This is a genomic window from Chryseobacterium sp. 2P, assembly GCF_059579425.1.
In genome coordinates this window covers 300,057-325,424 of record NZ_CM184194.1, presented here as the reverse complement: position 1 = coordinate 325,424, position 25,368 = coordinate 300,057, and the positions used below count along the sequence as shown (strand labels likewise).

Genomic DNA, 25,368 nt, shown 5'->3' with positions numbered 1-25,368 from the left:
GAGAAGCAAATGCTTCTCTTTTTTAATTATTATTTTAAAGATAAATCTTATCCTTCAAAATTCATTGTTAAAGGTAATCTGAATCTGTAACGTACAGACTGACCGTTAATCTTAGCAGGAGTCCATTTATTTTTAATAGACTTAATGGTTCTGATTGCTTCAGCATTGAAGTCAGAATTTCCACCACTTGCTTTAACGTCAGTAATACTTCCGTCCCTCTCTACTACAAAGGTAATTTCAGTTTTTACAGTACCTTCATCTCCGTTCATTGCTGAACCATCAAAGTTACTGGATACTTTATTTCTGAAAGCATTAATACCTCCAGGGAATTCAGCAGTCTGCTCAACTTCAGTATAAACCTGAGTATCGCTTACCTGTGGTTTTACTTCAGCGGTAGACGCCTTTGTACCTGTTGATGGCGGCGGTGGCGGCGGAGTGTAAGCCGGAGCTTTTACCCCTTCCTGATTTACCAGACCAGTTGTTGTTTCTAATTGCTTAGAAATTGGTGGCGGCGGTGTTTCAATTTTTGGAGCTTTTACAGGCTCTGGAACCACGTTTTGAATAATTTCAATTTTCTCTTCCTCTTTTGGCGGAGGTGGTGGTGGTGGTTCTTCTTCTTTTGGCTGCTCAATAATTTTATCTTCCTGAAGAACATCTACCAGATCAGCCTTAACTTCCTGTTTAGGCGGAGCAGTAAGTCTCTTAATGGTAAGATAGATAAATGGAGACAAAGCAGCAATAAGGAATAATGCTGTTCCAACGATGAAAGATTTTGTCAGAAGTTTTGGGTACTGATGTCTTAAATCGTATGCACCATATTCCTTGTTTCTATTTTCAAATACAATCTCATCTAAAGTAAGATTCGGATCGTATACATTTTCATTTGCCATAGATTTACAATTTTATGGTTTAAATTACTTAGTAGCCGGAGTTGCTGCTGCAGCTCCAGAATTACCCACTTTTTTATCGTAAATAGCTTTTTCCCAAGGTTTAAGATCAGTAACACCGTACTGCTCGCTTTTTGTAATTGCCATTTCGTCAAGGATATCTACGAAGTTTTTATATACAGCATCGTCAGTTGGCTTAATAATAACCGTAAATTTAGTTTTATCTGCCGCGTTTGCTTTTGCCTGCTCAATTACTTTTCTGATTCCTTCTCTATCAAAAGTAGTTTCGTTAAGATTCTGATCTGTTAAAGACGTGTTGTCCTGCTGATGCCAGAATATCTTATTGTCTTTACCTAATAATAAAGATATAGAGTTAGAAAGTTTAATTTCTGTTGGAGGTGGTTTTTTTGTTTCATCCTTCGGTTTTGCCGGAAGACCCAAATCCATTACATTCGGTTTAGAGAATGTGGTTGTGAACATAAAGAAGGTAATCAATAGAAAACCCAAGTCCACCATCGGAGTCATATCGACTCTGGTACTCTGTTTCTTGGAACGTACCTTGCCGCCTTTGGCGCCCTTTTCCTGTACTTGTACTTCTGCCATTTCTAAATGATATTATTCATTAGGTTTACCTTCTTGTGATGTAATCAACCAAAATTTAAGAAAATCGATATCTCTTAAACCCTCAAATAAGCTTTTCACTTTTGGGTATTCTGTTGTAACGTCTCCTTTAATTGCTAATTTGTAATCAGGATTTACGTTCAAACTTTCTTTTACCCAGTCTACTAACTGCTTATTTGTACTATCCATAGGAATCCCTGTAGGACTCTTGAAATTTTTCTGCTCGTCATCTGGCAAATCAAGATAGCTTTTAAGCTGGTTCATAGGAACCCCAATTGCTTGTACTTTCTGGAATGCAGCTTTTTCGTTATTGTCAAAAGTAATTCCATACTTTCTTCCCATATTGTCTAAAAGCTGTATTCTCTCAGATGCATTTTCTACTGGCTGAAAATAAAATTTTCCGTCCGGAGTAGCGTTGATGGTCATCAAACTTGCATCAGGAAGTAACTTCTCTGATATTGAAGATGGCGGTTTAATCTGCTCCACATCAGGTTTTTTAAACTGAGTGGTCAAGATAAAGAACGTAAGCAACAGGAACGCAACGTCACACATTGCCGTCATATCCGTCACTACTCCATGTCTTTTTGGTTTGACTCTCGCCATTATTATTAATGATTTTTAATTAAACTTCGTTTTACTTACTGCAAATTCCTTGCTAAAAATTCTTAGTTGAATTCAGCAAAAGACTGTTGGATACTCATTGCGATCTCGTCGATCTTATAAGTTAATCCGTCGATTTTAGAAGTAAAGAAGTTATAAAGGATAATAGCGATTGCTGAAGTACCAATACCTAAAGCTGTATTAATCAAAGCTTCAGAGATACCAGTAGAAAGTGCAGCAGCATCCGGAGTACCACCTCCTGAACCTAATGCGAAGAACGCCTTGATCATCCCGATTACCGTACCTAAAAGTGCTACTAACGTTGCAACAGTACCTAAAGTAGAAAGGATCATCATGTTTTTCTCAAGCATTGGCATTTCAAGAGTTGTCGCTTCTTCGATTGCTTTGTTAAGCGCTACCATTTTTTGCTCTTTGTTTAAAGTAGTATCGTGAGATAAAGCTTTGTAAGTCGTAAGACCTTCTTTTACAACGTTACCAACAGAACCCTGCTGTCTGTCGCACTCTTCTAAAGCTTCATCAATTTTGTTCTGGTTTAGTAAGCTTCTTACCTGTACAACGAAGTTATCTAGGTTACCTTTTCCTGCTGCTCTTCCTAAAACTAAAGCTCTTTCAATTGAAAAAACAATAACGGTAAGCATGAAAGTAATCAAGATAGGTACAATAACCCCTCCTTTGTAGATAATCCCTAAGAACGATTCCGGGTGAATGTCTTTTCCTTCAACATCAGAGAAAGCAACAGACCCTGCACCTAACTTATCGGCATCCTTAAAGTTACCTGGACTTCCCAAAACGAATAAATAAATACAAATTCCTATTGCAAAGATAATAGGAATAATTACAGCTGGGTTTAAACCTCCCGACTTTCTAGCAATTACTTGCTCATCATTTTTTGAAACATTCATTTCCATATTTAACTAAATTATATTGTTTTAAAATTTTACAAGGTGTAAATTAAAGGCAAAAATAATTAAAATGCAAGAGTCTTAAATAAACATTTACCATTTTTTTGATAAAGAAATTTTAATACACTTTCGATATTATAATTATTTTCTCTTTTTTTGGTAATATTTTTCAATTTTAGCATTTACGTTAAAAAATCAAAAAATTTAAGCCTTCATTTTTTTTAATTTGCCAATGTTAATTTTTTTTTAAATTACTATATTCACAATTCTGTGAGGAACTACAATGATTTTCGTCGGGGTTTTACCTTCCAGAATCTGCAGCATTTTTTCGTCTTTAAGTACAATTTCCTCTACTTCTTTCGGAGAAAGCTGCGCAGAAAGTGAAATTTTAAACTTCATTCTTCCGTTTACACTTACCGGATACAAAATTTCGTCTTCCACTAAGTAATCCTCGTTCAGGACAGGGAATTTTTCAAATTCAATAGAATCCTGATGCCCTAATAAGTTCCAAAGCTCTTCACAGATGTGAGGTGCATACGGAGAAATGATAACGGCTAAAGGTTCTAAAATATTGCGTTTGTTGCATTTTATTTTTTGCAGTTCGTTTACAGCGATCATAAAAGAAGAGACAGACGTATTGAAAGAAAAGTTTTCAATATCATAAACCACCTTCTTTATTAAGGTATGCAAAACTTTGTATTCTGCTTTAGTTGGCTCTTCATCGGAAACCGAGAACGTATCTCCGTCAAAATAAAGATTCCAGAACTTTTTAAGGAAACCGTAAACTCCACTCAGACCCTGCGTGTTCCAAGGCTTGGATTGCTCCAGCGGTCCTAAGAACATTTCATACAATCTTAAACCGTCTGCTCCGTATTCTTCGCAAATATAGTCAGGATTTACCACATTGTATTTTGATTTAGACATTTTTTCCACTTCACGACCTGTGATGTATTTCCCGTCTTCTAAAATAAATTCTGCATCTGCGTAATCCGGTCTCCAGGCTTTGAATGCTTCCGTATCCAATTCATCAGAAGTTCCTTTTAATAATGATATATCAACGTGGATTGACTGAGTTGTATACTCTTTTGCTAAATTTTTAGAAACATACTGATTAGTTCCGTCAATTCTATACACAAAAGCACTCATCCCCAAAATCATGCCCTGATTAATCAACTTTTGGAAAGGCTCATCCTGATTAATATATCCTCTGTCTTTTAAGAACATATTCCAAAAGCGGGAATACAATAAGTGTCCAGTTGCGTGTTCACTTCCTCCGATGTACAAATCTACCTGTCCCCAATAATCTGAAAGTTCTTTTTTAGCAAAAACCTCATCATTTTTAGGATCCATGTATCTTAGGAAATACCATGAGCTTCCTGCCCAACCCGGCATTGTGGATAATTCTAAAGGGAAAACTGTTTTTTCATCAATTAAATTGGTATCGACTACTTTTTGGTTGGATTCATCCCACGCAAACGTTTTTGCATTTCCTAATGGTGGATCGCCATCTTCTGTTGGTAAATATTTTTCAACTTCCGGAAGTTCCAAAGGCAAAGCGGAAGTCGGCAATGTATAAGGCATTCCATCCTTATAATAGATAGGAACCGGTTCTCCCCAATATCTTTGTCTTGAGAAAATCGCATCACGCTGTCTGTAGTTCGTTGTTCCGTGACCGATTCCTTTTTTCTCAATAGCTGAAATAATCAATGCTTTTGCATCGTTATAATTTAATCCATTTAAGAAGTCAGAATTTACGCAAACTGAATCTTTAGAATCGAAAGAAGCTTCCTGAACATCTTCTTCCGTTTCCACGACTTTCTTAATTTCTAAATTAAATTTCTTTGCAAATCTGTGATCGCGCTCGTCATGTGCAGGAACCGCCATTACAGCACCTGTTCCGTAACCCATCAAAACATAATCTGAAATATAGATCGGCATTCTTTCTCCACTGAAAGGATTTAAAGCATAACTTCCCGTGAAAGCCCCCGAAACATTTTTCACGTCCGCCATTCTGTCACGTTCCGTTTTCTTAGAAGTTTCTTCAATATAAGAATCTACCTCAGCTTTTTGCTCTGCAGTTGTGATGGTTTCCACCAAAGGGTTTTCCGGAGCCAGAACCATAAAAGTCGCTCCGAAAATCGTATCCGGTCTTGTTGTAAAAACCTCAACGATTTCGTCATGTCCATCCACATTGAATCTCACCTGCGCTCCCTGCGATTTTCCGATCCAGTATTCCTGAGAATCTTTCAAAGGCTGTGGCCAGTCCAGAGTTTTTAATCCCTGCAATAATCTTTCAGAGTACGCAGAAATTCTCATGCTCCACTGCATCATTTTCTTTTGGAAAACCGGGAAACCTCCTCTTTCGGATTTTCCGTCTTTTACCTCATCATTTGCCAGAACGGTTCCCAAAGCAGGACACCAGTTCACGGTGGTTTCCGCTCTGTAAGCCAAACGGTAATTTAATAAGATGTCTTCTTTATCAATTTCCGAAGCTTCTTTCCACTCTTCAGCCGTGAAATTTAATTCATCGTTCTGATTGGCATTTAATCCTTCCGTTCCTTTTTCTTCAAAACGTTTAATTAAAGATAAAATAGGTTCCGCTTTATCGGTATCTTTATTATACCATGAATGGAACAGTTCAATAAAAATCCACTGTGTCCATTTATAATAAGAAGCATCGGATGTTCTCACTTCCCTGCTCCAGTCGAACGAGAAACCAATTTTTCTAAGCTGCTCTTCGTATCTTGTAATGTTTTGCTCAGTCGTAATCGCAGGATGCTGCCCTGTCTGAATAGCGTACTGTTCAGCAGGAAGCCCGAAACTGTCGTAACCAACAGGGTGAAGTACATTGAAACCCTGATGTCTTTTGTATCTCGCATAAATGTCGGAAGCAATATATCCAAGAGGATGTCCTACATGGAGTCCCGCTCCGGATGGATACGGAAACATATCGAGAACATAAAATTTAGGTTTGTCTGTGTTATCGGAAGTTTTATAGGTCTGATTTTCTTCCCAGTACTTCTGCCACTTTTTTTCTATCTGCTGATGATCGTAAAACACTTTTTATAATAGATGTTAGATGTTAGACTTTAGAGATCAGATTTAATTTTCATTATTAATTCCAAAATCAAGATGCACAAAAATAATGATTTTAAAAGAAATGGAAATTTAAATTTGATTAAATAATGTACAAAAAAATCCCATCCGTGGATGAGATTTGTATTTTATATTGATAAATCAGACTATTACTGAGTGACTCTCTTGAATGTATAGGTTTCAGAATGGAATTTTGTAGGATCTGTTTTATCTTCAAACATGATATTTAATGCAGTATCGCTGATGCTGATGATTTTTCCCTGATCCGGCTGAACGATACCCTGATATTTTATCTGAATAGCTTTGCTGTCTTTATCGTAAGTATAAGTGAATGTTCTGTCGAAAGTCGGCGTGCAGGTTCCCGGTGTTGCGCTGTCTCCCATATCCGTTCTCTTCCCTGCATTTCCGGAAGCGAACGTCCATCTTGAAGTTTTCTGGCAAGTTGTGTCAAAAGAAATACCGTCGGAAACAGGAACCTGCCCTGTTGCAACCACAGTTACAACTTTTTTCACCGGCTGCCAGACTCCTACCAACGGAGCCTCGAGTACCGTTTCGTCGTTGTTATTACATCCTGTCGCTACAAATAATGATAAACCTGCAAATAATAATGCTAATTTCTTCATATATCAAATTTTTCAAGCGCTAAAATTATGATTTATTTACATTATTATACAATTTTTTTAAAGAAATATTATTAAATTTTATTATTTTCTGTGTATTGATATTTTAAAACGGATGTTTTTCCCTGATTTGGCAAACATTCATCGTCTTCAATATTATGTTTCTGCGAAAAAAACTATTTTTGTAGCAAACAAATGCAAATGCAAGACATTACGAAAAACAATTTTGATTTTATCCGTGTTCTCCTCGCTTTTATCGTTTTTTTGGGACATCTCGGAGCTTTAAGCGTTTCTCCGGAGCTGAAATTTCTGGAGCACAGTCCTATCGAAGTTGCTGTTTTCGGATTTTTCGTAGTGAGCGGTTTTTTAATTGCAAGAAGTTATGAGCGTTCTTCCAGTCTCAAAAGCTACACAAGCAAAAGAATCAGGAGGATTGTTCCCGCTTATTTACTGGTTGTTTTTCTTTGTGCCATTTTACTCAGCCTTGTAAGCAGTTATTCTTTCAGAGAATATTTTACCAATACGCAGGTTTACAAATATCTTTTCTGGAATTCCATCTTTTTAAATTTTAAAGCACCGTGGCTTCCCGGAGTGTTCGGAAATCAGGCAGTGAACGGAGCACTCTGGACACTGAAAATAGAAATGTGCTATTATTTTGCAGTACCGCTTATATTTTTACTGTTCGGAAAAAACAATAAATACAGAAACATCAGTTTAATTATCCTGTATTTCCTGTCCCTTGTTTATCTTAATTATTTTGAACATCAGGGAAAAATTTCAATGGCAAAACAGCTTCCGGGAACCCTCTCCTATTTTATACCGGGAATGCTGATTTATTTTAATTTCGATAAATTTATTAAATACAAAAACACGCTTTTTATTATCGCCATAGCAACAGTGTGGATTGATTTATTTACAGAGATTCAGCTTTTTTCTCCGATGATGATCGGGGTTATCGTTCTGTATATCGCGTATTCTTTTAAATTTTTAAATAATTTCGGAAAGTACGGCGATTTTACCTACGGAATTTATATCTTCCACTTCCCGATCATCAGAACTTTTACCACACTGGGATTATTTAAAGATTACAATCCTTACGTGATGGCTGTTGTTTGTATGATGGTTGTTATTGCTGTTGGGGTAAGCTCATGGCATTTTTACGAGAAAAAATTTTTATAAAAACACAGGATGAAAGATTTAGTTTCAATAATTACCCCCTCCTACAATTCGGCGGAATTTATAGAGGAAACCATACAGTCTGTACTCAATCAGACGTATGAAAACTGGGAATGGCTGATCTCGGACGACCGTTCTAAAGATGACACCGTTGATCTGATCCGAAAGTACAATGATCCCAGAATAAAATTACACGTTCTTGAAAAAAACGGCGGCGCAGGAAACGCCCGAAATAAAAGCCTCGAAAGAGCAGAAGGACGCTATATCGCATTTCTGGATTCCGATGATTTCTGGTATCCCGAATATCTTGAGGAGATGATCGGGTTTATGGATAAAAACAATGCAGAATTGGTATATTGCAATTATTCCAGATGTGATGAACATACGATGGAACCGATTTTAAAAGATTTTGAAGCCGACAAAATCGTCACCTTTTCCAACCTGCTTAAAACCTGCAGACTGGCTCCGGTTTCTACCATGTACGACACGAAAAGAGTGGGAAAATTTTTCTTTCCTGTAAAAAGCAAACGCGAAGATCATGTAATGTGGCTGAATCTTCTGAAAAAAATCCCGAAAGGCTATCCCCTGAATAAAACACTCGCTAAATACAGGATGCGCGAAAACAGCGTTTCCAGAAAGAAGAAAAACATCATCAGAGATCAATATCTGGTGTATAAAGATTTCATGGGATTTTCCGTTACAAAGTCTTTGTATTATACGGCAAACTGGGCATTCAACGGATTTTTAAAATATTCGAAAATTTTTAATTAAATTTATTGAATGGAATATTCAAAAGAGTTCAAGGCTGCCCTGAGCAATTTTTCTTCTGTAGAAAAAGACCGCCTGATTTTCAGATTATTAAAAAAAGACAAACTTTTATCTAAAAAACTATACTTCGAACTTATTGATCCTGAAACTACAGATAACAAAAGGGACGCAATGGAAGAAATTGTTTCTGAAAAAGTTGTACTGGCATCAAAATACATCAGCAATCAGAAATATTTCCTTGGAATTATCCGTAAAATAAGCGCTGAAATCACAGAGCACGTAAAAATAACAACCGATAAGTTTGGGGAAGTTTCTCTTAATTTATTGTTGATTAATAAGATTTTAGAATATAACGAAGATCTGAGCCGCCAGAGATTTGATAATGTTTACAAATTATATCTCTACATCATTAATAAAGTAGTGAAAGCCTTACTTTTAACAAAAAAACTGGATGTAGATTACTGGATGGAAATTGATGAGCATCTGGATAATTTAAAAGATAAAATCCTTGAGAACAAATACCTCTCTAAGCTTTTCATTAACAATGGAATCGACTTTAACTGGCTGACAAGCGATAAGATTCCGGAAAATTTTGACCAGATCATCAAAGACATTAAAAATCAGGGATTTTTACGATAAAATTTTCTGTAGAATCAGTTCTGTAGAATCAGGCTTTTCAGAGACAAATTTTTCAGCATTTTCAGACATTGTCTGAAGGGAATCTTCATTATTAATTAAAAACAGAACAAAATCTGCAGCCAGACCTGCATTTTCAAAAGATCTTCCGCCATCGGCTGAAATGAGACCGTCTGCTTCAGGATTTTTCCTGTAATGATTACCAAAAATTACAGGAACACCGAAAGTTGCCGCCTCAAGAATATTGTGAAGTCCCGCCTCATGAAAACCTCCGCCCACAACTGCAATATCCGCGTAAGAATAGAGCTTTGAAAGCAGACCAATGCTGTCGATAATTAAAATATTCGAGTTAAAATTTTCTCCAGAATTAATCTCACTGTATAAAATGGCTTCCGGAAAAAGCTGTTTCAAATGGGAAACTCTCTTCAGATCATGCGGAGCAATAATTAATTTTGCGTAAGGACTTCCCTGCGAAACTTCCAGTGCAATCTTTTCTTCCGCCTGCCACGAACTTCCGAAAACCACGGTTTTATCTTCGCCAACAAAATCTTTAATAAAATCTACATGATTGTTACGATGCCGCAGTTGTTTTACACGGTCGAATCTCGTATCTCCTGTTACCGAAGATTTCGTTAATCCTATGCTTTTAGCCAAAGCAAAGGACATTTGCGTCTGATGAAAAAACCAGTCGATATTTTCCTGAAGCTGCTTTACAAACCATTTCCCATAAGATGTAAAAAATGATTGCCGATCATAGAACAAAGCTGAAATCACGTACGTTTTTGCTCCTTTATTTTTCAGTTCAGAAAGAAGGTTATACCAATAATCATACTTCACCGTAAAAAATAGTTGAACATCAAACTGATCTGTAAATTCTTTTACAGCAGATTTTTTATCAAAAGGAAGATAACAGATCACATCCGCAATAGGTTTCTTTTTAACCACATTTTCATAACCGGATGGAGAAAAGAAAGTGACTAAAATTTTATGATCGGTAAACCTTTCTTTCAGTTGCTCCAAAACAGGCAGTCCCTGCTCATATTCTCCAAGACTTGAAGCGTGCATCCAGATCACTTTATCGGATTTTTTAAAGCCGGATTTTACCTTTTCTAAAGACTGCTTTCTGCCTTCAACGCCTTTTTTAGTTTTATCATTAAATAAAGAAAAAACCTTCATTCCGAAGATGAGCAGATGGATAAATATGTTGTAAAAGAAAGACATTATTTCAAGCTTTTGCTTAAACCTCTAAAAAATTGAATCCCTCCAAAAATTACCGCTCCGTAAGCAATAATCCCTCCGTTTCCATTACTAAGCGAAACAATGGTAACGATTAATCCTCCGGCAAACCAAAGACCGCCGTATAAGACATCATTCTTCGCCTGTTTTTGCTCTTGTTGTTCAATCTGTGCTATTCTCAGTCTCCTTAATTGTTCAAGATATAATTTTTCGTCATCCGTCTTTTCAGGAACCTTTGTATTTTCAGAAACATATTCAGCATAATCTTTCGCCCCATTGGTTTCAAAAAATTCCTTTTCTATTTCTTCATAAGGCTTTCCTGCGTTTTGTGAAAAGTCGGAAATAAGAGATTCTATTTGCTCATTAACAGGAACATTTCTTTTTTTCAGTTCCGCCAAAGACAAAATAAAAGTCTTCTGATCATAATTTTTCCAATTGACCAAAACTTCGGACAGACCCGTATTTTTCGTCTGTGTAATCTCTAATAGAGTTTTATTCATGAGTTATTTAATGTTTATTCTATCATCATCAGTCGAAGGACTGGAAATAACTAAAAATTCCAGATCTTCGTCAGATTCATTAGCAATATAATGTTTAGATTTTGGTGTGATGTTGATGCTTTCGCCACTTTTTACGGATAACTTTTCACCATCAATAAAGAAGACGGCTCTGCCTTTTAAAATATAAAAAAACTGTTCTGCAAAATGATGAAAATGCAGCTTTTCTGAAGTTCCGGAAGGCATAATTTCCTGTTTTACGGATAAATGGACATCGTTTTTCAGAATCCAGCTATCACAGCTATCTCCCCAGATATAATGTTCGGAATTATTTTTAGATTTTATCATTTGAAAATACCTACAAAAACGAACAAAATAATTAAACTTCCAATCACCGAAAAGATTGCCGAAGACATCGGAACTCTTGGTTTTACGTTTTCATCAACAGAATACCGGAACATATAATCCTGACTGTTTAAAAATAGCAATGTGATCATCATGAACAGCCATCTGATAAAAATTTCCATGATCATGAACTGGGCATCCTGATTTTCTTCAGTAATTTTAACCGGATAGTTAGCAGATTCCGGATCTCTCACAATAAAAGCAAATAAGAAGTAAAGTCCGGTTAAAACGACAGGCATTAAAAAGGCATATTTCTTACTTCCGAAATTATCCGCTTTTCCGTCAAAATCAAAATGAATGGGTATAATCTGAGGCAGTGATTTATAATGTTTTACTGTAAACCACCACAAAAAAACGAGCAGTCCGAAATTAAAAATATCAAAAACCGTAAAGAGAATATTTTCCATTTCAGACAGATTTTTAAATTAAAGCAAACTTTTTATTACTCTCAGTTTATGTGTATGTTTGTTCATTTCTTTATTGAAAATCCCTGTAGAATCCAAAGTATCAATTCTTACTTTTCCGGAAGCATGAATAATTCTCTGGTTATCCAGCATAATTCCGACGTGGATAATCTTTCCCTCCGGATTTTCGAAAAATGCCAGATCTCCCGGCTGACTTTCTTCAACAAAGCTTAATGACTCCCCTGCTTCAACCTGTTGCGAAGCGTCTCTCGGTAATTTTATCTCATGAATTTTGTAAACCAACTGAGTAAAACCTGAACAGTCTACCGCAAAAAAACTTTTACCACCCCACAAATACGGAACGTTCAGAAATTCTTTTGCCGTTAAAGCAATACTTTCGCGCACGTCGTGGCTTCTTCTCGATGCTACAGCAGGAAATTCCACTTCAGAACCCATGGAAAGAAGCGTTTTGCCGTCGTTCATTAAAACAGAAGAGAAATCTTCAGTCACAACGGTTACTTTTCTTTTAGCCAGATATTCGTCTGTTACAGGTTTCAGCTGTTTCGTATCCATCCATCCTTCATAGCCGTCATAATGCATTTTTATTCTGGTCCAATTTTTATTCACTTCCAGAATATCTGCACTTTCCCCAAACAATATTTCCGTAACAATTTCTGCTCTGTCCGAACCTTCTGCACGAACGGGAGCTACTGTAACAACACAAATTCCTTTATCCATTTATTTTTTCGATTAAAAGGTTAAGACTTAGTTCAGGTTGAGAAAATACGCTGTAAAATCTTCACCTTCACTCAACCTCAAATTACTTTCTGCGTAAAAAGTTCAGCCCGTCACGCAAAGGTAAAATAAGATTTTCAAAATCATCATCTTTTGCGATCAAATCATTCAGTTCCTTAATGACCTGCGTAGATTTCTGTTTCGGGTTTTCTTCCAGAACTTTTCCATACCAGAGAACATTATCAAACATCACCACCGAGCTCGATTTTGTTCTTGGCTTTATTAATCTGAAATATTCTGCATAGTTTTCTTTATCAGCATCAATAAAAACCAGATCAAAAACCTCATCGGTTTCTCTTAAAAATTCTTTTGCATCCTGAAGCTTAAAATGAATCTGAGAAGCATACTCGCTTTCCGCGAAATATTTTTTTGGAAGGTACGCTAAATCTTCATTCACATCCAAAGTAGTAATTTTTCCGTCTTTCGCCATTCCCGTTGCCAGACAAAGCGTTGCATAACCGGTAAAAGTCCCTATTTCCAGAATATTTTTCGGCTGCATCATCTGCGAAATAATGGTTAGCAATCTTCCCTGCTGATAACCGGAAATCATGTGTGGCTGTGTAGTTTTCTGATATGTTTCCCTTCTCAGTTTTCTCAGAATTTCAGGTTCCGATGAAGCGTGTGTTTCCAGATACCTGTCCATTTCAGGAAGTTTTTCTTCAAAAAAGCTCATGCTGCAAATTTTAGTTCCGTCAAATTTACTTAAATATAACAAAAAAGCAGGAACAATCCTGAAGATTCTGAAGACATGGGAAAATCCCCATGGCAATTACCGTAAAAATACGGATGGTCTCGTCTGCGAATAAGCCTAACTTTGCATTGAAGGGTAAAAACACACGGTATAATGCTTGCAGGGAAAAAACAAATTAACCAGAGAAATCAGAAGACTACAGTGCCTAAAAGCACTGTGGATTCTTTTTCTAAAAAAACTAAACCGGAAATATCCAATTCATTTTTTCAAAAAATTATTTCTTTGCTGAAAAAAGAAGAACTAATTTGATTTATCTCAAAAAAACAAATCCCGAATTGCTTCGGGATTTTTTTATAACTGAATGTTGATCTTAAATTATTTCTTAGGAGCAATATCCATAAGTTTCATAAATTCATCAAGCTTAGGCATAATGATGATCTCTGTTCTTCTGTTTTCCGCTCTTCCCGAAACGCTCATGTTAGTCGCTTTAGGATTGTATTCGGAACGTCCACCAGCAGTAATTCTTGCAGGATCTACTCCAAACTGAGTCTGAAGAACTTTTGCAACTGCCGTTCCTCTTAAAGCAGAAAGATCCCAGTTGTCTTTTGGTAAATTCGGAGAGCTTAAAGGAGCGTTATCTGTATTTCCTTCGATAAGGACAGAATATTTATCGTAATCGTTGATTACTTTAGCTACTTTTCCTAACACTTCCTGAGCGGCAGGTAAAACGTTGTAATCTCCTGTTTTGTACAACATTTTGTCTGAAAGCGATATCATTACCACCCCTTTCAGAACTTTCACCTGAACATCGCTGTCTGCTACGTTATCCAACGATCTTTTCAGTTTGTTTGATAATGCCAAATTCAAACTGTCGTTTTTTGCATTGCTTGAGATCAGCTGTTTGATATAAGAGTTTGACGCATTGATTTCTCCAACCAGCTTGTCGATATTCGCAGAGCTTTTCCCTGAGTTCGAAAGACACGCATCTAATGAAGATTTCAAAGCATCATGCTGACTTTTCAATAAATTATTTTCACTTGCCAAAGCTGAATTCTGAGACTTCAGTTCCTGAATTTCTCTCTGTCTTTCACCTACGTTTTCAATACATTGCTTGTAATTTGAGCTTAATGCATCATACTGCTTTTTGCTGATACAAGATGTCATTCCCAACACCATTGCAGATACTGCTAAAATTTTAAAAATTTTCATAAATAATCATTTTTAGACGAACCAAAGGTAACGAAATTCATTTTAATTATATGAATTATCTTTGCATAAAAGAAATTCCGGAGATCCATGCTGAACCTAGACCACTTTAAAAATCAGCTCAAAAATATTGTTGATTCCCCCGAAAACCGAAGCTATCTTCTTGCGGTGAGCGGAGGTGCAGATTCTATGGTTTTAGCACACTGTTTTAAGGACTTAGACGTTCGTTTTCAGGTTGCTCATATCAATTATAAACTTCGGGGAGAAGACTCGGATCTGGATCAGAAAACGGTGGAGGATTTTTGTGAGAAAAACGATATTAAATTTCATTTATACAAAGTTTCAGAAAAAGATCAGAAGCCGGAAAATTCTATTCAGCTTTGGGCAAGAGAACTGCGGTATCAATTTTTCAGAAAGGTTCAAAAAGAAGAAAATCTTGAATTTCTTGTTACGGCGCATCATCTGAACGATCAACTGGAAACTTTCATCATCAATCTTTCAAAAGCAGCCGGAATTAACGGATTGAGCGGAATTCCGGCAAACGACAATCATATTTTAAGACCTCTTTTAAATTTCACAAAAGGAGAAATCTACGAATTCGCAGAAGAAAATAATATTGAATATCGTGAAGATCTGTCTAATAAGAAAAATGATTATTTAAGAAATAAAATCCGAAACGAAATTATTCCGAAACTTCTGGAAACCAACGATCATTTTCTGGAAAATTTCAAAAAAAGCTCTTCTTATTTAAACCAGACCAAAGATTTTGTTCAGCAGCAGATTCAGGAGATCGAAAACAGGATTTCCGTTTTTAACAAAGAATATAAAGTTTTATCTAAAAACAAGCTGAATCAAGAAAGTGATTTTGTAAAATTTGAGATTTTAAAAAAATATGGTTTCAATCAGGAAGAAGAAATACCGAAAATTTTTAAAGCTGAAAACGGAAGCACTTTTTTTTCAAAAGACTATCGGCTAATCGTCAATTATGACGAACTGGTTGTAAGCAAAAAAATGGAAAACGGAAAATGGAAACCTGAAGAGCAAAGTAATGATGAAATTCTTCTGATGGAAAATTTTGATTTTTCTGAAAACCAAATTACCTTTAATCTCGAAAGTATAATTGAAATTGAGCAAATCAATAAAAGTTTTGAGTGGGAATTTGATGCTCAGAAAATTCGTTTCCCACTGCGTTTAAGAAAACAGAAAGACGGTGATGAATTTTTTCCCGCGGGATTCTCAGGAAAAAAGAAAGTTTCTAAGTTTTTTAGGGACGAAAAAATATCTATTTTAGCAAGGCAAAAAATCTGGCTTCTTACCGATGGCGAAGATTCCGTACTCGGAATTATTCCTTTCCGGCAGGACAGAAATTTCATGGCGACCAAAGACACAAAAAAAACACTGAAGATACGATGAATAAAAGAAAAACAAATGCTTTAGCCATCGAAGATTTCCAAGAAGACAACAATGTTGCTTTTGGCGTTCTTTATCAAAAATATTTCGTTTATACCCGGAAATTTGTTTTGGGAAATAAAGGAAATATGGAAGATGCTGAAGATGTTTTTCAGGATGCTTTGATTATTCTGTACGAAAAACTGTACGATGACGATTTCAAAGCGTACACTTGTCTTGCGAACTACGTTACCGGAATTTCCAAAAACCTTTGGCTGAAAAAATTGCGCAACCGAAACTTTTTTGTGGAAATGCACGAAAGCTATTATTTTGAAAACAAAGAAGAGATCAACCAGGCAATAGAAAACGAAAGGAATTATTATGATAAACTTAATGATTACATCAATAAAATTTCTTCGCACTGCCAAAACCTCATCCACGATATTTTTATGAAGAATAAAAATATGGAAGAAATACAGGAAAAATACAAGTATTCTACCAAGCATAATGCGCAAAATCAAAAGCATAAATGTGTAGAACAAATCCGGAAAATAAAAAAAGACGATAATTTTTAAAACTGATTATCAGTACTTTAAATAAAATAATTAAAAAATCACCTTTTCATCGGGTGATTTTTTCTGCTTTTGGGAACTTCATAGTAAATACTTTATCTTATGTTCACCAAAATAATTTATACGTTTTTTTTCTTAGTTGCCATTTCGTTCAATGCACAAAGCAAAACCGGAATTCAATTTCAGACTAAAAATTTAGAAGAAGCCAAAAAATTGGCACAACAGGAAAACAAACTCATCTTCATCGATCTGTACACCACTTGGTGTGGTCCCTGTAAACTGATGAAAAAGAATACGTTCCCGAATCCTGAACTGGGAGAATTTTTCAATAAAAATTTCATCAGCCTTTATATTGATGCCGAAAAAGAAGGAACAGAGCTTGCCAAAAAATTTAAAATCGTTAATTATCCGTCCTTTCTTTTCTTAGACCAGGACGGCGAATTGGTGCAGTACGAATATGGATATTACAACGCTGCACAATTTTTAAATATCGGAAAGTCGGTTACAGAGAAAAGAAATTCAGACAAAAAAACACCGACAATCAGCGAAGTGAAGGGCAAAATGGTGGGTGAAACGATTCCCAACTTTACAGCAAAAGATCAGTTTGAAAAAACATTTTCTCTGTCTCAGGAAAAAAAGAAAACCGTGGTGGTTTTCATTCGTGGACAATGGTGTCCGTATTGTAATAAATATGTTGAAAATCTACAAAATCTTGCTCCCGAATTACAGTCGAAAAACACAAGACTGGTCATCATTTCTCCCGAAAAACCTGAGTTTATCGCAAAAACCATCAGCAAAACCAAAACCGCGTATTCCGTTTTGTATGATGAAAACTACAAAATCGCAGAACTTTTTGATGTTCTGTACACACCCGAGAAAAAAACGCTCGACTTCTACGAAAAACATCTTGGAGACGATTTCAAGAAAAGCCGTTCCGATGAGTCTGGAAGATTACCCATTTCTGCGACCTATATTTTAGATGAAAATCAAAAAATCATCTGGAGACATTTCAATCCCGATTACAAAGAAAGAGCTTCACTGGAGGATATTTTAAAACAACTTTAATTAAAAATTTTCACCGCAAAAGTGGCAAAAGAAATGACTAATAAAAAGAAACATAAAAGAAAGCAAAAACGCATATTTTGAAAACTTTTGAAAATCTAAAATCCGATGCAAACCTTTGATTCTTTTGCGGTTAAAACATTTTATATAAACAACTTTAATTAAAAAATCATGAAAAATACAATCACCCTTATTCTCGTATTTCTGCTTCCTTTTTTGGCATTTTCCCAAAAAGCAGAACATAGAAATTTAGAAAACAAACTGGCAATTCAGGGCTATGATCCCGTTTCTTACATCGAACAGAAAAAAGCGGTAAAAGGGAAAAAAGAATTTGCGGTCAATGTAAACGGAGCCATTTATTATACTTCTTCGGAAAAAAATAAAGAACTCCTGAAAAAAGATCCCGCAAAATACGAACCTGTTTACGGCGGTTGGTGCGCTTTTGCAATGGGAGATGATGGTGAGAAAGTAGAAATCAATCCCACGACTTTTAAAATCATTGACGGAAAAACACACCTGTTCTACAATAAATTTTTCAACAATACCCTGACTTCATGGAACAAGAACGAGGCAAAACTGAAAAAAAGTGCAGACCAAAACTGGAAAAAACTGACCAATTAATCCTCACAAAAAAAATAAATATCTACATATGAAAACCTTTAAAATTTTCTTGGGAACTGCTTTTTTACTGCTTTTGCAAAGCAATCATTTAGTTGCACAGGGATGCAGTGACGCCGGATTCTGTACGGTTAACAGTTTTCAGCCGAATAACAATGACAGCATCAAAACTTATCATAATCAGATTAAAACCGGAATTTTCTTTGGTAAAGCAGATAATTCGATTTCTGTTTTCGGGAATTATGTGGAATACAACAGACAAATCAATGATAAATTTGGAGTTGATGCAAAACTGACGACTTTGGCGCAAAACGGTAATAATATTTCCACTTTTGGGCTTTCTGATTTGTTTCTGAATGCCAATTATAAAGCTAACGAAAAACTAAAATTTACATTAGGTGCGAAAATCCCTTTGTCAGATGCAGGGAAATCTAAGAATAATATCCCGTTGCCAATGGATTATCAGTCCAGTTTAGGAACGCTGGATTTAATTGTAGGTGTGGGTTACGAAATCAAAAAAATCCAGTTAGTTGCCGCTCTTCAACAGCCTCTAACGCAGAACGAGAATCAGTTTCTGGCATCACAGTATCCCGCAAGTTCAGCACTGAGAGGATTTTTGTCCACCAATAAATTCCAGAGAAGCGGCGATGTTTTGCTGAGAGTTTCTTATCCTTTAATGATTCATCCGAAAATAAGACTTACGCCAAGTATTTTGCCTATTTATCACCTGAAGAACGACCGTTTTACCAACCAAAACAATGTAGAACTGGAAATTAACAATTCGAAAGGACTTACACTGAACGGAAATGTCTATCTGGATTACGAAATCAACCGAAGAAATGGACTTCAGCTTAATGTGGGTATTCCTTTTGTCGTGAGAACATCCAGACCCGATGGACTGACGAGAAGCTTCATTGCCAATGTTGAATACAGAGTGAAATTTTAAATTCTTTAATCAGAAAATTTACAACAAATAAAAACATCAGAAATTATGAAAACAATGATCACCTTTATTTTTGCGTCCTTTCTCTTGGTTTCCTGCCTCAGAGAAAGCACTGCAACAGAAGATTTAATGGAAATGGCTCCTGAAAATTCGGTCTTAAAATATTCCGGAGATTTTATGCAGGGACCTTACGGAAATAACGTTAACGGAAAAGCAGAAATCTATGAAAAAAACGGAGTCTTCACATTGGTTTTAAATGAAAACTTCACCATCAGCAACGGTCCGGATCTTTACGTGTATGTAAGCAAAGAACAGCAGCCATCGCAATTTGTTTCTTTAGGTAAGCTGAAATCTGTGAACGGCGGACAAACCTACACTTTTACGGGTTCAGTAAATTTCGATGAGTACAAATACGCAGTCGTTCATTGTCAACAATACAATCATCTGTTTTCTTACGCTTTACTGGAGAAAAAATAACATTACAAATATGAAATCGCCATTAACGAATTTGGAAGCAAACACCGATGAAGATGTAGCGATAACATATGACCTTTAAAAACAATAAAATATACATATGAAAAACTATATCAATTGGGCATTACGATTAATTCCCGCCCTAATTTTACTGCAGACTTTATTCTTCAAATTTACGGCTCATCCGGATTCTGTCGCCATTTTTTCCCAACTTCACGCAGAACCTTTCGGAAGGATTTTTTCAGGAGTATTGGAACTCATCACAGCAGTTTTAATTCTGAACCCTAAAACCACTTTTTGGGGTGCCGTTCTGGGACTGGTAACGATGATTGGAGCAATTGCCTCACACATTTTCATTCTGGGAATCGATACCAATAACGATGGCGGAAAATTGTTTTACCTTGCGCTTACCGTTTTTGTTTTCTGTGTGATTCTTTTAATTAAATTTAAAAAAGGAAAGTATGAATAAAGACCAATCGGTTTATGCGATCTTACACGAGATCCTTACCGAACAACAGAATTTACTGAGAAAAGTTTCGGCAAAAATGTACACTCAGAGTATTCCTTCTCTGGACGGTTCTACCATTGGCGGTCACACAAGACATATTATTGAGTTTCTGGAAATTTTACGGAATTCTTACCACACGAATCAGATTAATTATGACGAAAGACAGAGAAATCCGGAACTGGAAAAGAATCCTGAAAAGGCAATAGAAATTATTTCCGAAATACTTTTCAGCATTAATTTGCCCAACAAAAATTTGACAATGCATCAAACCGTGGGAACTATTTCTTTAGAAATTCCGACCAATTTCTTTCGGGAACTTTTGTACAATATTGAGCATTGCATTCATCATCAGGCTTTGATAAAAGTAGCTTTTAACGAAATTAAAATGAGCCATCTTCTCAACAAAAATTTTGGAATTGCCCCTTCAACAATTCAATACAGAGAAACCCAAAATTTAAACTAAATGTGTACTGTAACGTATTTTCCGCTTAAAAATAAAATTGTTCTGACTTCCAACAGGGACGAGAAACCCAATCGTTCTGCACAGGAAATTCATCGTGAAAAAGGTATCTTTTATCCGAAAGATGCCACCAAAAACGGAACTTGGTTTGCGGTTTCAGAAAACGGAAATGTCCTCATTTTATTAAACGGTGCTTTTGAAAATCATCCGGTAAAAACAAATTACCGGAAAAGCCGTGGACTGATTGTTTTGGATTTAATGAATGAAGAAAACATTTTCAACGTTTTACAATTTATTGATTTAGAAAACATTGAACCTTTTACGTTGGTGATTTTTCAGGAAAAACAATTGGCGGAATTTCGCTGGAACGGAACCGAAAAACATTTTAAAACATTAGACGTTCATCTTCCGTGCATCTGGTCTTCCGCAACTTTGTACGATGCAAAAGCACAGGAAAAAAGAAGGGAAATTTTCAAAGAATTTCTGCAAATCGAGCCGATTTCCGAAGAAGATATTTTAGATTTCCATCATCAGAAAACCGATGATCTGGAAAACGGAATTACCATCAAAAGACAAAATACGATACAAACCATCAGTACGACACAGCTCGTTATTTCCGATGAAACGACACTGAAACATTACGACCGACTGAACCCAGATTCTAAACCCGAAAAAATTTCCCTCAAAAATGAAACTCAAACATCGCCTTCATAAAATTGCACATTGGGAATACTGGTCTACTTTTTCCATTTACCTGCCGCTTTTTCCGGTTTGGCTATACTGTGCATATAAAGCAAGAACACTGTTGTTCTTCCACGGTGCAAATCCTTCTATAAGATACGGAGGAATGGCAATGGAAAGCAAAAAAGAAATCTACGATCTGATTCCCGAAAACTGGATCCCGAAAACGGTTTTTGTGTCTTCAGAAATTTCATTTAACGAAATTTTATCTGAATTAAAATCACAAACCATCAATTTCCCCGTTATTGTAAAACCCAATATCGGATTGAAAGGTTTGGGCGTTGTTCAGGTTGAAAATTTAAACGAACTGGAAGATTATCAAAAAAATAATGCCTGTGATTTTTTAATTCAGGAAAAAATAAATTATCAGCATGAAGTCGGGATTTTTTACCACCGTTTTCCGGACGAAAAAAAAGGAAAGATTACAGGAATGGTGAAAAAAGAATTTCTTTCCGTAAAAGGAAACGGCAGAAAAACGTTGAGAGAACTGGTGATGGAAAATCCCAGAAGTGCGTTCCAGATCAAAGCCATAGAACAGAAAATGGGAAGCGAAATGCAGAAAACAGTTCCTGAAAACGAAGAAATAATTCTGATCCCGTTCGGAAGCCATACGAGAGGCGCGAAATTTATTGATATTTCAAGTGAAGTTACCGAAAAATTAGAACAAAAAATAGATGAAATCTGTACCAAAGTGAATGGCTTTTATTTCGGAAGACTGGATGTGATGTTTGAAAATTTGGAACTTCTAAAAGAGGGAAAGAATTTAAAAATCATCGAAATAAACGGTGCTAAAAGCGAACCAACGCATATGTACGATCCGAAACACTCCTTATTTTTTGCATGGAAAGAAATTGCAAAACACTGGAACATCATGGCAGAAATCAGCAGAAAAAACCACGAAACCGGATTTCCTTATCTGGATGTAAAAGAGGGATTTTCTGCGCTGAAAAACAATCTTGCCATAGAAAAAAGGCTGAGGAAGATTTCTTCGGTTGATTAATCTGCAAAAAACAGTTACTTTTGTAGTAAAGTATTTACATAAAATTACAATATGAAATTCTCTTCGATTTATAAAATCCCGTTGCTGCTTTTCTTTTTTATTACCCTTGCAGTTTCGGGACAAATCAAAAATCCTGTAAAATTTAAATTTACCATCAACGAACTAGGCGACAATCAATATGAAGCCGTCCTTAATGCTACCATGGAAAGCGGTTGGCATATTTACTCCAAAGATATTCCTGAAGATACGGGAATTCCTACTGATTATAAAGTTTCAGGGAAAAACATAGAACTGATCGGGAAATTTACCGAAGTGGGTAAAAAGCATGAAGAATTTTCTGAGGCTTTCGGCGGAAAAATCATTTTCTATTCCAATACCGCAGGTTTCAAACAGAAATTTAAGCTGAAAGACGGAACAAAACCGGGAGATGTTGTTGCTGAAATTACGTATCAGACTTGTGACGACAGAGTCTGTCTTGCTCCGAACACATTAGAATTCAACAAACAGGTTACGCCAAAAGGTGCGACTGAGGAAGTAAAAACCGATGAAAAAACAACGGCAAAAGATTCTTTGCAGCCAGTTGTGGATACGTTGGGCAATGTTGTTCAACCTGCTGTTCCAAGTGCGGAAACCCAAAAACTTGATCCTAAAAATTTAAAAATAGAATCCATTAATTTCCAGAAACCATTAACGGACTGCGGAACAGGATCATCAAAAATCAGCGAAAACTACTGGACTTATCTGCTGTTAGGATTTATCGGAGGTTTAATTGCCTTGTTAACACCGTGCGTTTTCCCGATGATTCCTTTAACGGTTTCGTTTTTTACCAAAGGAAATAAAAATCCGGCAAAAGGAAAAAGAGATGCTTTAATCTATGGATTTTTCATTCTTTTAATCTTTGTTTTACTGAGCGTTCCTTTCCATTTAATTGATGGAATTGCAGGAAATATCTTCAACGAAATTTCAACCAATGTATGGCTGAATATTGCGTTCTTCATCATATTCATTTTCTTCGCGGGAAGTTTCTTCGGCTACTATGATATTACTTTGCCAAGTTCTATTGCCAATAAATCTTCAAAAGCGGAAGAAGCGGGAGGAATTATCGGAATTTTCTTCATGGCTTTAACGCTGGTTATCGTTTCTTTCTCGTGTACAGGTCCTATTTTGGGAAGTTTATTGGGAAGTGCGATTACAGGTTCGGCGAATGTTCCGATGCTGCTTACTTTTGCTTTGGCAGGATTCGGATTGGCTTGGGCGATTGTTTTCGGTTTGCTGGCCTTATTTCCGCAGGCGCTGCAAAGTCTTCCGAAATCAGGAGGCTGGATGAATACGGTGAAAGTTGTCTTAGGATTCGTGGAACTGGCTCTTGCTTTAAAATTCTTATCCAAAGCAGATTTGGTTTCTAAAACATTCTTCATTAAAAGAGAGATTTTTATCGGAATCTGGATTGTCGTAGCCATTGGTTTAGCCATTTATTTATTCGGATTAATCAAATTTCCGCATGACGACAAGAAACCGAAAATTTCTGTTACCAGAAAAATTTTAGGGATTTTAGGAATTGGTTTTGTGGTATATCTGGTTCAGGGATTAATTCCTTCTGACAGACCAAAACTGCAACTGTTAAGCGGAATTTTACCTCCGTTAAATGTAAGTTATTTCCATGACGAAAAAGACGGAATTCTGGGAATGCATCCTGAACACGATTTCTTTACCGCTATTGAATTAGCGAAAAAAGAAGGCAAGCCGATCTTAATTGACTTCACGGGGTACGGATGTGAAAACTGCCGAAAAATGGAAGAATTTGTGTGGAGCGAACCGGATATTTTACCAATTCTTCAAAACGACGTTGTTCTGGCTTCTCTTTATGTGGATGATAAAGAAGAGCTTCCTGAAGATCAGAAAACAAAAATTGATCTTGGTGACGGACAGGTGAAAAAAGTAAAAACAATCGGTGACCGATGGAGTCTTTTCCAGCAGGTGAATTTCAATAATAATTCCCAGCCGCATTATGTTTTATTAACGCCGGACGGAAAAGTAATCAACATGCCGGTTTCAGGATATATGGAGAAAGAAAAATTCAAAAAATTCCTTGAATGTGGGGTAAATTACTACAAGAAAAATAAATAATTTTAATTTAAAATACACAAAGCCTTATCAATTTTTTGGTAAGGCTTTTTTTATGAATTGATTTTAAACGCTATATACGCAAAGTTTATTGATATATGTTGAAAATATTTTCTGTTCGCAAAGGCACTTCGTTCAGCAAATGATAGCAGAAACTTTGCTTAATAAATTCTTAGGCTTTAGAAACCGTTATTTTTTTAATATATTGATTTTAAAAGATTTAAATAAAAACACACAGTAAAAATGTCAAATTAATACCATTTTTAAATTTTAGGTATAAACTTTGCATTGATTCAAAAATAAAAATAGAGATACAACACCCTTTATTGAAAATTGTTTAATATTTTAAAAACTATTAATTATGGCTGAAGTTATTGCACAAGAGAAGCAGGGAGGAAGCAAACAAAGAAAAAAACTGATCCGAGTTGACATGACTCCAATGGTAGATTTAGGATTTTTACTCATCACCTTTTTCATGTTTACCACGAATTTTACAAAACCTAATGTGATGGATTTAGGACTGCCTGCGAAGGATCCACATCCACCAACAATTAGTGATGTTGTAATTGACCAGAAAAATCAAATCACCTTTATTTTAGGAAAAGATAATCGAGTTTTCTATCATCAAAGTTATAAGGAAGAATTAAATAAAAACAATCTAAAAGAAACAAATTTTAGCGGAATTAATATCACTAAAATTATTTCTGAAGCCTACAATAACGCTCCAAACAAGGGAAAATTCACCATTATCGTTGAACCTACAGACGACGCAAACTATAAAAACTTTGTAGATGTTCTGGATAACATTGCCATTTCGAAGAAAGAACGATACGGAGTTACCGACATTAAACCTTGGGAAAAGAAAGTTTACGAAGAATTAATCAGATAAAATAAGAAGGGCATTTTTAAAATGCTC

29 protein-coding genes are annotated in these 25,368 nt (G+C 35.9%); 16 read left to right on the top strand and 13 right to left on the bottom strand.

The features are described 5' to 3' along the window. Positions 1–47: 47 nt before the first annotated feature. From AC52CF_RS01540 to AC52CF_RS01515, 6 genes are all read right to left on the bottom strand, one after another. Positions 48–890, bottom strand: a complete 843-nt coding sequence (locus AC52CF_RS01540; RefSeq protein ID WP_214587381.1) for an energy transducer TonB — start codon at positions 888–890, stop codon at positions 48–50. A 24-nt stretch (positions 891–914) separates the two neighbouring features. Beyond that, positions 915–1,490 (bottom strand): ExbD/TolR family protein, encoded by a 576-nt coding sequence (locus AC52CF_RS01535; RefSeq protein WP_214587382.1) that lies wholly within the window; start codon positions 1,488–1,490, stop codon positions 915–917. Between the two features lie 12 nt (positions 1,491–1,502). Continuing rightward, positions 1,503–2,111, bottom strand: coding sequence for an ExbD/TolR family protein (locus tag AC52CF_RS01530; RefSeq protein WP_214587383.1), 609 nt, complete (start codon positions 2,109–2,111; stop codon positions 1,503–1,505). 62 nt (positions 2,112–2,173) lie between these two features. Next, the gene (locus AC52CF_RS01525; protein ID WP_214587384.1) at positions 2,174–3,037 is read right to left on the bottom strand and encodes a MotA/TolQ/ExbB proton channel family protein; all 864 of its coding nucleotides are present in this window, start codon (positions 3,035–3,037) and stop codon (positions 2,174–2,176) included. 240 nt (positions 3,038–3,277) lie between these two features. Next, entirely contained in the window at positions 3,278–6,091 is a 2,814-nt protein-coding gene (gene leuS, locus AC52CF_RS01520; protein WP_496517749.1) for a leucine--tRNA ligase, read from the bottom strand. Between the two features lie 185 nt (positions 6,092–6,276). Then, positions 6,277–6,750, bottom strand: a complete 474-nt coding sequence (locus AC52CF_RS01515) for a lipocalin-like domain-containing protein (protein WP_214587386.1) — start codon at positions 6,748–6,750, stop codon at positions 6,277–6,279. 198 nt (positions 6,751–6,948) lie between these two features. Here AC52CF_RS01515 and AC52CF_RS01510 point away from each other — a divergent pair, with 198 nt between their 5' ends. From AC52CF_RS01510 to AC52CF_RS01500, 3 genes are read left to right on the top strand one after another with little or no spacing between them, the layout of a single operon-like run. Beyond that, entirely contained in the window at positions 6,949–7,926 is a 978-nt protein-coding gene (locus tag AC52CF_RS01510; RefSeq protein ID WP_214587387.1) for an acyltransferase family protein, read from the top strand. 9 nt (positions 7,927–7,935) lie between these two features. Further along, complete coding sequence (locus AC52CF_RS01505) at positions 7,936–8,694, top strand: glycosyltransferase family 2 protein (protein WP_214587388.1); 759 nt, start codon at positions 7,936–7,938, stop codon at positions 8,692–8,694. Between the two features lie 9 nt (positions 8,695–8,703). Next, on the top strand, positions 8,704–9,330 hold the full coding sequence (locus tag AC52CF_RS01500; protein ID WP_290265552.1) for a deoxyuridine 5'-triphosphate nucleotidohydrolase: 627 nt from the start codon (positions 8,704–8,706) through the stop codon (positions 9,328–9,330). Here AC52CF_RS01500 and AC52CF_RS01495 read toward each other — a convergent pair. The 6 genes from AC52CF_RS01495 to AC52CF_RS01470 all read right to left on the bottom strand — a co-directional run bounded on the left by AC52CF_RS01495 (position 9,322) and on the right by AC52CF_RS01470 (position 13,337). Then, positions 9,322–10,548 carry a 3-deoxy-D-manno-octulosonic acid transferase gene (locus tag AC52CF_RS01495; protein WP_214587390.1) on the bottom strand — a complete coding sequence of 409 codons (1,227 nt, stop codon included), beginning with the start codon at positions 10,546–10,548 and terminating at the stop codon, positions 9,322–9,324. The two genes, AC52CF_RS01500 and AC52CF_RS01495, sit on opposite strands and share 9 nt — an antisense overlap. Next, on the bottom strand, positions 10,548–11,063 hold the full coding sequence (locus AC52CF_RS01490) for a hypothetical protein (RefSeq protein WP_496517748.1): 516 nt from the start codon (positions 11,061–11,063) through the stop codon (positions 10,548–10,550). Before AC52CF_RS01490 ends, AC52CF_RS01495 begins: the two co-directional genes overlap by 1 nt. Before the next feature lie 3 nt (positions 11,064–11,066). After that, positions 11,067–11,408 (bottom strand): cupin domain-containing protein, encoded by a 342-nt coding sequence (locus AC52CF_RS01485; RefSeq protein ID WP_214587392.1) that lies wholly within the window; start codon positions 11,406–11,408, stop codon positions 11,067–11,069. Then, on the bottom strand, positions 11,405–11,872 hold the full coding sequence (locus AC52CF_RS01480; protein WP_214587393.1) for a DUF1648 domain-containing protein: 468 nt from the start codon (positions 11,870–11,872) through the stop codon (positions 11,405–11,407). The genes AC52CF_RS01485 and AC52CF_RS01480 overlap by 4 nt, the downstream gene beginning before the upstream one ends. A gap of 18 nt (positions 11,873–11,890) precedes the next feature. Beyond that, a complete protein-coding gene (locus AC52CF_RS01475; protein WP_214587394.1) occupies positions 11,891–12,607 on the bottom strand; it encodes a C40 family peptidase in 717 nt (238 codons plus the stop codon). Between the two features lie 82 nt (positions 12,608–12,689). After that, positions 12,690–13,337: an O-methyltransferase gene (locus tag AC52CF_RS01470; RefSeq protein ID WP_214587395.1), complete on the bottom strand. Its 648-nt coding sequence runs from the start codon at positions 13,335–13,337 to the stop codon at positions 12,690–12,692. On the opposite strand from AC52CF_RS01470, the gene AC52CF_RS01465 reads away from it, so the two are divergent. Continuing rightward, positions 13,336–13,470, top strand: coding sequence for a hypothetical protein (locus AC52CF_RS01465; RefSeq protein WP_262899422.1), 135 nt, complete (start codon positions 13,336–13,338; stop codon positions 13,468–13,470). The genes AC52CF_RS01470 and AC52CF_RS01465 overlap by 2 nt on opposite strands. A gap of 260 nt (positions 13,471–13,730) precedes the next feature. On the opposite strand, the gene AC52CF_RS01460 is transcribed toward AC52CF_RS01465, so the two are convergent. Then, positions 13,731–14,564 carry an OmpA family protein gene (locus AC52CF_RS01460; RefSeq protein WP_214587396.1) on the bottom strand — a complete coding sequence of 278 codons (834 nt, stop codon included), beginning with the start codon at positions 14,562–14,564 and terminating at the stop codon, positions 13,731–13,733. Between the two features lie 87 nt (positions 14,565–14,651). Between AC52CF_RS01460 and tilS the strand changes: the two genes are divergently transcribed. From tilS to AC52CF_RS01400, 12 genes are all read left to right on the top strand, one after another. Beyond that, entirely contained in the window at positions 14,652–15,974 is a 1,323-nt protein-coding gene (gene tilS / locus AC52CF_RS01455) for a tRNA lysidine(34) synthetase TilS (protein WP_214587397.1), read from the top strand. Next, the gene (locus AC52CF_RS01450) at positions 15,971–16,525 is read left to right on the top strand and encodes an RNA polymerase sigma factor (RefSeq protein WP_214587398.1); all 555 of its coding nucleotides are present in this window, start codon (positions 15,971–15,973) and stop codon (positions 16,523–16,525) included. The genes tilS and AC52CF_RS01450 overlap by 4 nt, the downstream gene beginning before the upstream one ends. A gap of 99 nt (positions 16,526–16,624) precedes the next feature. Then, the gene (locus AC52CF_RS01445; protein WP_375180802.1) at positions 16,625–17,587 is read left to right on the top strand and encodes a redoxin domain-containing protein; all 963 of its coding nucleotides are present in this window, start codon (positions 16,625–16,627) and stop codon (positions 17,585–17,587) included. Positions 17,588–17,755: 168 nt separating this feature from the next. Continuing rightward, a complete protein-coding gene (locus AC52CF_RS01440; RefSeq protein WP_271159670.1) occupies positions 17,756–18,205 on the top strand; it encodes a YHS domain-containing (seleno)protein in 450 nt (149 codons plus the stop codon). Positions 18,206–18,233: 28 nt separating this feature from the next. Next, positions 18,234–19,148: a hypothetical protein gene (locus tag AC52CF_RS01435; RefSeq protein WP_214587401.1), complete on the top strand. Its 915-nt coding sequence runs from the start codon at positions 18,234–18,236 to the stop codon at positions 19,146–19,148. Positions 19,149–19,193: 45 nt separating this feature from the next. Then, entirely contained in the window at positions 19,194–19,622 is a 429-nt protein-coding gene (locus AC52CF_RS01430) for a DM13 domain-containing protein (protein WP_214587402.1), read from the top strand. A gap of 97 nt (positions 19,623–19,719) precedes the next feature. Next, positions 19,720–20,088 carry a DoxX family protein gene (locus AC52CF_RS01425; protein WP_059136181.1) on the top strand — a complete coding sequence of 123 codons (369 nt, stop codon included), beginning with the start codon at positions 19,720–19,722 and terminating at the stop codon, positions 20,086–20,088. Continuing rightward, positions 20,081–20,590: a DinB family protein gene (locus AC52CF_RS01420; protein ID WP_214587403.1), complete on the top strand. Its 510-nt coding sequence runs from the start codon at positions 20,081–20,083 to the stop codon at positions 20,588–20,590. The genes AC52CF_RS01425 and AC52CF_RS01420 overlap by 8 nt, the downstream gene beginning before the upstream one ends. Beyond that, complete coding sequence (locus tag AC52CF_RS01415) at positions 20,591–21,301, top strand: NRDE family protein (protein WP_214587404.1); 711 nt, start codon at positions 20,591–20,593, stop codon at positions 21,299–21,301. Beyond that, positions 21,276–22,328, top strand: coding sequence for an ATP-grasp domain-containing protein (locus AC52CF_RS01410; RefSeq protein WP_214587405.1), 1,053 nt, complete (start codon positions 21,276–21,278; stop codon positions 22,326–22,328). Before AC52CF_RS01415 ends, AC52CF_RS01410 begins: the two co-directional genes overlap by 26 nt. A gap of 51 nt (positions 22,329–22,379) precedes the next feature. Further along, entirely contained in the window at positions 22,380–24,455 is a 2,076-nt protein-coding gene (locus tag AC52CF_RS01405; RefSeq protein ID WP_496517747.1) for a protein-disulfide reductase DsbD family protein, read from the top strand. Between the two features lie 358 nt (positions 24,456–24,813). Then, the gene (locus AC52CF_RS01400; RefSeq protein WP_256038889.1) at positions 24,814–25,341 is read left to right on the top strand and encodes a biopolymer transporter ExbD; all 528 of its coding nucleotides are present in this window, start codon (positions 24,814–24,816) and stop codon (positions 25,339–25,341) included. Positions 25,342–25,368 lie beyond the last annotated feature (27 nt).